A 6,495-nucleotide genomic window follows, 5' to 3' on the forward strand; every position below is an offset into this window, starting at 1 on the left:
CAGCGTCAGATACGGCGCCGCGAAACTCCATTCCTCATCCGACACATCTGTCGGATACCCTTTGCGGTCGGTCCTTTTCATCCCGCCAGGATACCAGGTCTCAATCGAAGTTCCTAACACGCTCTAGGGAGACCCAATATCCATGCTTTCCGGAGGGTTGAACTGCCCCCTTTGAGCACTCAACACTGAGCCCATCCCCGAATGGCTCCACCTCTCACCGGATGATGTCATAGCTGTAATCGGTCTTCGAGATGTCAATCGTCTTTGCATCGAGTGTCTCGAAGAATTCATCCAGCAGCGCTAACAGAACGCGTAATGCTCCCGCATACCCCCACGTCGGATAGCGATGGTAATGGTGACGGTCGAAAATCGGAAACACGAGTCGGACGAGCGGCGTACCAGTGTCGCGCTCCAAGTACTTTCCGTGTGTATTGCCGATCAGGAAATCCACTGGTTCCGTAAATAGCAGCGAGCGCAAGTGCCATAGATCGCGCTTTGGATAGACCTTGCATCCTTCACCGTATGGCGACGCGTCCAGCAATGCCCGAACCTTTTCCGCCCACCCGTCGTTACCGTTCGTCGAGAGCACGTGCACTGGCTCCGCACCCAACTCGAGCAGGAAGTTCGTGTAGCCGAGCATCTGATCTGGATCGCCGTAGAGCGCATAGCGCTTGCCGTGCAGACTCGCCTGACTGTCTGCCATCGCATCAACTAGTTGACCGCGCTCCTTTTCAAGTTCAGCCGGAATTGGTCTTCCCGTCACCCGCGAAATCTCCATGAGGAAATGATCTGTACCGGAAACGCCGACAGGCGCATTCAGTGACACGACTTCGTGACCATGATCGGCGAGGAACTTGCTGGTCTTCTCACAGCAATACTCCTGGAAGACGAACGTTGCTTTGGCGTTCAGCGCACGCTCGACTTCCTCTTTCGTAGTCCCGCCCTCGTACATCCGAAATTCGCCATCAGTTGGGGTGCTCCATGTTCCCGATGGATCGCAAATAATATTCACGCTTACGCCAAATAAATCGAAGATACGCCGAATCTCCTTCATGTTTCCGACCACGAAGCCGTCGAATCCTCCGATAAAGTTTACGCTCCCGTCCGGCACTCGCAAGAGTGGTGCTGTAGTGCCTGCCTTGCCGTCCCAGAAGTACTTGAGGATGCCCAAGAGCGCATTGTCGTAGCCAGTCACGTGGCTGCCGACAAAAGCGGGCGTATGTGCGAACGGCACGTCGTAATCTTGTGGCACGCTGCCCTTCTGCTTGCTATTCTTGATGAACGCGTCGAGATCGTCGCCAATCACCTCCGCCATGCAGGTCGTGGAGACGGCGATCATGTCGGGTTTGTAGAGATTGTACGCATTCGCAAGACCGTCGATCATGTTGTTCAGACCACCGAAAACGGCCGCGTCCTCCGTCATGGACGAACTGACGCATGACGTTGGCTCCTTGAAATGTCGCGAAAAATGCGAACGGTAATAGGCCACGCAGCCCTGCGAGCCATGCACGAAAGGCAATGTCTTATGGAATCCGTTCGCCACGAACACGGCACCAAGAGGTTGACACGCCTTGGCTGGATTTATGGTCAGTGACTCTCGGGCGAAGTTCTTCAGTTTATAATCTTCTGTCTTTGTCCATTCGGCGACCTGATTTATCGCCTCGTCGGAATGGCTGAACTCGAAGTTATCTTTCTTATTCCGAAGGAGCTCCTGATACTCCGGCTCGCGAAATAGCAGTTCGTGATCGAGAATTTTGTCGCTTGATTGGGGCATGATTCACTCCTGTATTGGTGTTCTATGCAACCGGCAGTCGGCACGGCCATGCCGCTACCAGCCCGCAGCGCTCACGCCGCCTTTTTCCACGGTGCCTTCGACAGGCTCCAGACTGGACTCGAGATCGCCATGTCCATGTCCCGCGCGAAGATTGCGAAGCCGTCGTAGCCATGATATGGGCCAGAATAATCCCAACTGTGCATCTGGCGGAACGGGACGCCCATCTTCTGAAAGACGTATTTTTCCTTGATGCCGGAGCCGACGAGGTCTGGTCGCGTATGTTCGACGAACCTCTCGAATTCGTAGCCAGTCACGTCGTCGTAAATCAGAGTGCCGTCTTTTATGTGATGCGCTGTGCGCTGGTAGTCGTCGTTGTGAGCAAATTCGTAGCCGGTACCGACAACTTCCATCCCAAGATCCTCGTACGCGCCTATCACGTGGCGCGGGCGAAGGCCACCTACAAACAGCATCACTTTTTTCCCCTGAAGCCGCGGCTTATATTTGGCTATGACGGCGTCCATCAACGAACGGTATTTTTCGATCACCTTCTCGGCATTTGCCATAATGGTGTCGTCGAATCGGCTCGCAATCTCGCGCAAGCTTTTTTCGATCATTGTCGGGCCGAAAAAATTGTATTCGACCCATGGAGTGCCATACTTCTCCTCCATGTGCCGGCTGATGTAGTTCATCGAACGGTAGCAGTGAAGTAGATTGAGCTTAGATCGCGGCGTATTCTCAAGTTCTGCGAGGGTGCCATCGCCTGACCACTGCGCGATGACCCGCAGGCCCATTTCCTCGAGCAAAATGCGGCTCGACCACGCATCACCGCCAATGTTGTAGTCGCCGATGATCGCGACATCGTACGGTGTGGACTCAAGCGCAGATTGCCGTCCCGAATCGGCGCGATCGAACACGCAGTCGCGAATCGCATCGTTTGCGAGGTGATGACCGAGTGACTGCGATACGCCTCGAAAGCCCTCACAGCGCACTGGTACGATCGTGTGCCCGCCGTACTGCGCGCTTTTCCTTTTAGATACTGCCTCAATATCGTCACCAATGAGGCCGATCGGGCATTCGGTTTGTACGGATATGCCCCTGTTCAGCGGAAACAACTCCTGAATCTCGTCAACGATCTTATCGAGTTTCTTGTCACCGCCGAACACAATGTCCTTCTCTTGGAAGTCGGACGTGAATTGCATTGTGACAAACGTATCGATTCCTGTCGTCCCGACGTAGTAGTTGCGGCGCGATCCCCACGAGTACTGCCCGCATCCGACAGGTCCGTGACTGATGTGAATCATGTCCTTGATCGGCCCCCAGACGACGCCCTTCGAGCCCGCGTATGCGCAGCCCCGAATTGTCATCACCCCCGGCAAAGACTTGATGTTTGACTTCACACCACAGTCAGGCTTGCCCTGTTCGAAGGAGCCCAAATGCTTAGCCCGCCGTTTAGCCATTTTTTCAGGGTAAGCTCGCAGCACTTCGTCGATCAGGGCCTTATTCGCAGCTTTGCGTTCTTCAACCGTCGCGATCATTGAATATCCTATAAGTGAAGACTGTCATCGCGGGAGACGGCAGCCGTGCGTCGCACGGCAACCGTCGTCAAGCACTCGTCAGGCGGTGAGCTCGGCGGCGGTCTTGCCGACTTGGGACTCATCGACTTGCACCATAATTCCTTTTTCCATCAGTAGGTCTTCGAGCTCATCCATCGTAATCGGGGTCGGGATCACGCCATTGCCGCCGTTGTGGTGAACTTTCTCCGCAAGCGTGCGATATTGCCCAGCCTGCTCGCTGTCCGGCGCATACTCGATCACGGTCATCCGACGAAGTTCCGCGTGCTGAACAATGTTGTCGCGCGGAACGAAGTGAATCAATTTAGTGCCTAGCATCGCTGCGAGCGATTCGGCCAATTCGAGTTCCTTGTCGGTTTTACGCTCGTTGCAAATGAGTCCACCCAAACGTACACCCCCACTGTTCGCATATTTCAAAATTCCCTTCGAGATATTATTAGCGGCGTACATCGCCATCATTTCTCCCGACATCACGATGTAAATTTCCTGTGCCTTGTTCTCGCGAATAGGCATTGCGAAGCCGCCGCAAACGACGTCGCCGAGTACATCGTACGACACGTAATCGACTCCGTCGTAGGCGCCATTCTCCTCAAGGAAGTTGATCGATGTGATGACACCGCGACCCGCGCACCCGACGCCCGGCTCAGGCCCGCCCGACTCCACACAGCGGATGTTCTTGTAGCCTATTTTCATCACGTCATCGAGTTCGAGGTCTTCGACCGAGCCGGCTTCGGCCGCGAGAGAGAGGATGGTGTCCTGAGCTTTCGCGTGCAAGATAAGACGTGTCGAGTCGGCCTTGGGATCGCACCCCACGATCAGAATCTTTTGCCCAAGATCGCTAAGTGCCGCAAGCGTATTCTGCGACGTGGTCGACTTACCGATGCCGCCCTTTCCATAGAAGGCAATTTGTCGAAGTTGAGACATTGTTGTACTCCATTGAGATTAGAAGGTAAAACCATAGGTGCGAATCAGCACTTAATAGCCGCGACCAAGTCCTCAGCCTGCTGTGTCTGTATGGTCTTCTTCTAGAGTCACGCATCGGCCGGAGTGTGTCCGCGCCCTCCGTCCCTGCAACGTCCATGCCACAAGCCCCTGAATCGACCAAATGCTTGCTCAGCGAGGCCATCCGCAAACTCTCAAATTCCGGCCACCGACAATTTCGACGTCGTGTTCCTGACAAACCGCACGCCGCTTTGCCCCAAATGACATCCACATACAGAGTCGCTGCCCGCTTGAGCCGGCTTACCGCAGTATTGGCCAGCATGCAGCATTGGTACGGATGTTGCGAGTTTCTGGCTGCCCGCTGAAAAGGCACGATCCAGCACCAGATTCACTATGCCAAGCTATTTCACCAATTAGGATTACATAATGTCTGATACGCTAAGCTCTCCTGCACTTAGTGGGACACCATTTGCCCGCCTCGATCGCGAGGGGCGCCTCCTCAACCCCGTCTTTAAGGGCCGCACGAATGAGGCTGACAGGATCGGCTTTCGCGGCGAGCTGGCGCTACGATTTGGTCCTCACCTCGCCGACGAGGCCCGTCCGCCCGAGCTCTCTTGCGAGCAGGTGATGGCTGTCGCGAATGCTGGCGACCCACACGTCCAATTCTTCGCAGGTTGGTTATTGAGTTTTGAACACTTGACTAACGTCGGAGAAGTACTCGGCGAGGCCCTGTCGAACCATGGCAAGTACTTCCTGTTCTGTGACAACATCGATCTGTCCAGTCGCTTTCAGGTGCCGTACAAAGAAGCGACGTTTTATGTTCTGCCGATACTCGAATCGACAGTCTACAACGAGATGCTCGAACTCCTTTACCTGGAGAAGGGCGAACTCAAGAGGAAAGACACTGCCGGAAAGCTCGACGCTATCGTCGATGCGGCGATGCAATTTAGCTTTTCCTTTGACACGATAAGTTACGCGGAAGGCCTCAAACGGATGGGACCGATTCGCGATCAAAATGAAAACAGGCCCGTCTGACCACCGCGTCACGGCAGGTCGCCCGCATGTAATTGCTGCCTCGCGTTTCAGAATGTGACGGCGGTTCCAATCACCTCCACCGGAGTGAAAGCATGTCAATGCGCACCAAGACCGCAACACGTCAAACCGCGTCACTCGAGACACCCCTACTCGAAAACCCGAGCCACAGGCGCACGGATATCGTGAACGCCGACGCAGATCTTCATGCACCTCCGTGCGTGGCGGTTATGAAATGGCTCGATGCTCACGACTTTCCGGACACTCAATCGCGCAGCATTGACGGCATTACGCCCTTAATGCTGGCGGCGCTGCACAGCGAAGACTACATTGTCGCTGCGCTACTCGAATCAGGCGCACGCATCGACGCCCTCGACGACGAAGGAAACCATGCGCTGTGGTATGCATGTTTGGGCGGCGCACCAGGACCGATCCTTCGGTTGGTCGGTGCAGGACTCGCTCTTGATCACTTAAACGCGGACGATATGACGTGCCTGATGCAGGCGGCCGCCACCGGCCGATTTGAAGTTATGTGGCTGTTGCTGTCACTCGGCGCGAATGACAGTCTCGTTGCGCCAGACGGCCGGGACGCGCTCGACATGGCTGCCGATTTGGGACTCCAGTTACTGCACGCGGTACACGAACGCAGGGGCCCCAAATTGGTCTCAGCCGGCGAATCGCCTTATTATGGCCCGGGGAGCGCGCGCGGCGTCTTCTCCGATAATGTTTCCCGCTGACCTGCCCCTCGTCATGCCGCTCTACGACTATGTATGTCGCAACTGCAGGTTGCGTTTCGAAACTCTCGTGCGCACGGACTCGCCCGTGGCCTGCCCCCGCTGTCAGAGCACCGAACTGGAGAAGCAGGTCAGTGCGCCGTCCGCCCCAGCGCGCAGCAGGGCAATCATCGCTGCGGCGCGCCGTCAAGCGGCGCATGAGGGACATTTCAGCAACTACTCGACGGCGGATCGCAGCAAACTGTTGCGTGAGAGTTAATAAAGGCGCAGCGACAACATGGCCGATGTTACCTTCTTCTCTCTTTCCGCTGTTCGACCTAGCAGGCTGTTGAATTTGGGTCCCGTGTAGACGGGGTTTGAGGGACGGGCGTTATGGATATCGTGTTCATGATCTTTGGCAGCGGATGCGATGCGCGGAATGGATGAGATGCAGGAACCCCTG

At 55.5% G+C, this 6,495-nt stretch carries 7 protein-coding genes and 1 pseudogene; 3 read left to right on the top strand and 5 right to left on the bottom strand.

Annotation, left to right across the window (positions count from 1 at the left end; translation table 11 throughout):
- The 4 genes and pseudogenes from AB4Y34_RS40425 to nifH all read right to left on the bottom strand — a co-directional run.
- Window positions 1–81: pseudogene (locus AB4Y34_RS40425) on the bottom strand (IS5/IS1182 family transposase); the annotation flags it as partial.
- A gap of 133 nt (window positions 82–214) precedes the next feature.
- On the bottom strand, window positions 215–1,774 hold the full coding sequence (nifK, locus tag AB4Y34_RS40430; RefSeq protein WP_368719169.1) for a nitrogenase molybdenum-iron protein subunit beta: 1,560 nt from the start codon (window positions 1,772–1,774) through the stop codon (window positions 215–217).
- 71 nt (window positions 1,775–1,845) lie between these two features.
- On the bottom strand, window positions 1,846–3,309 hold the full coding sequence (nifD, locus tag AB4Y34_RS40435) for a nitrogenase molybdenum-iron protein alpha chain (RefSeq protein ID WP_176369872.1): 1,464 nt from the start codon (window positions 3,307–3,309) through the stop codon (window positions 1,846–1,848).
- Between the two features lie 78 nt (window positions 3,310–3,387).
- Complete coding sequence (gene nifH / locus AB4Y34_RS40440; protein WP_176369873.1) at window positions 3,388–4,269, bottom strand: nitrogenase iron protein; 882 nt, start codon at window positions 4,267–4,269, stop codon at window positions 3,388–3,390.
- Window positions 4,270–4,713: 444 nt separating this feature from the next.
- Here nifH and AB4Y34_RS40445 point away from each other — a divergent pair, with 444 nt between their 5' ends.
- The 3 genes from AB4Y34_RS40445 (at window position 4,714) to AB4Y34_RS40455 (ending at window position 6,312) form a co-directional block, all read left to right on the top strand.
- On the top strand, window positions 4,714–5,322 hold the full coding sequence (locus AB4Y34_RS40445; RefSeq protein ID WP_176369874.1) for a hypothetical protein: 609 nt from the start codon (window positions 4,714–4,716) through the stop codon (window positions 5,320–5,322).
- 92 nt (window positions 5,323–5,414) lie between these two features.
- Window positions 5,415–6,056, top strand: coding sequence for an ankyrin repeat domain-containing protein (locus AB4Y34_RS40450; protein WP_176369875.1), 642 nt, complete (start codon window positions 5,415–5,417; stop codon window positions 6,054–6,056).
- A 13-nt stretch (window positions 6,057–6,069) separates the two neighbouring features.
- On the top strand, window positions 6,070–6,312 hold the full coding sequence (locus AB4Y34_RS40455; protein ID WP_176369876.1) for a zinc ribbon domain-containing protein: 243 nt from the start codon (window positions 6,070–6,072) through the stop codon (window positions 6,310–6,312).
- Here the strand turns inward: AB4Y34_RS40455 and AB4Y34_RS40460 are convergent.
- Window positions 6,309–6,495 (bottom strand): hypothetical protein (locus AB4Y34_RS40460; protein ID WP_368719170.1); only part of this gene is annotated, 187 nt, incomplete at its 5' end. The two genes, AB4Y34_RS40455 and AB4Y34_RS40460, sit on opposite strands and share 4 nt — an antisense overlap.

This window comes from Paraburkholderia sp. BR10954 (genome assembly GCF_040965775.1).
GTDB classification, from domain to species: domain Bacteria; phylum Pseudomonadota; class Gammaproteobacteria; order Burkholderiales; family Burkholderiaceae; genus Paraburkholderia; species Paraburkholderia youngii.

Coding starts and splice junctions, on each gene's coding strand:
- AB4Y34_RS40455 (WP_176369876.1), top strand. CDS start 6,070: ATGCCGCTCTACGACTATGTATGTCGCAACTGCAGGTTGCGTTTCGAA.
- AB4Y34_RS40445 (WP_176369874.1), top strand. CDS start 4,714: ATGTCTGATACGCTAAGCTCTCCTGCACTTAGTGGGACACCATTTGCC.
- nifD (WP_176369872.1), bottom strand. CDS start 3,309: ATGATCGCGACGGTTGAAGAACGCAAAGCTGCGAATAAGGCCCTGATC.
- nifK (WP_368719169.1), bottom strand. CDS start 1,774: ATGCCCCAATCAAGCGACAAAATTCTCGATCACGAACTGCTATTTCGC.
- AB4Y34_RS40450 (WP_176369875.1), top strand. CDS start 5,415: ATGTCAATGCGCACCAAGACCGCAACACGTCAAACCGCGTCACTCGAG.
- nifH (WP_176369873.1), bottom strand. CDS start 4,269: ATGTCTCAACTTCGACAAATTGCCTTCTATGGAAAGGGCGGCATCGGT.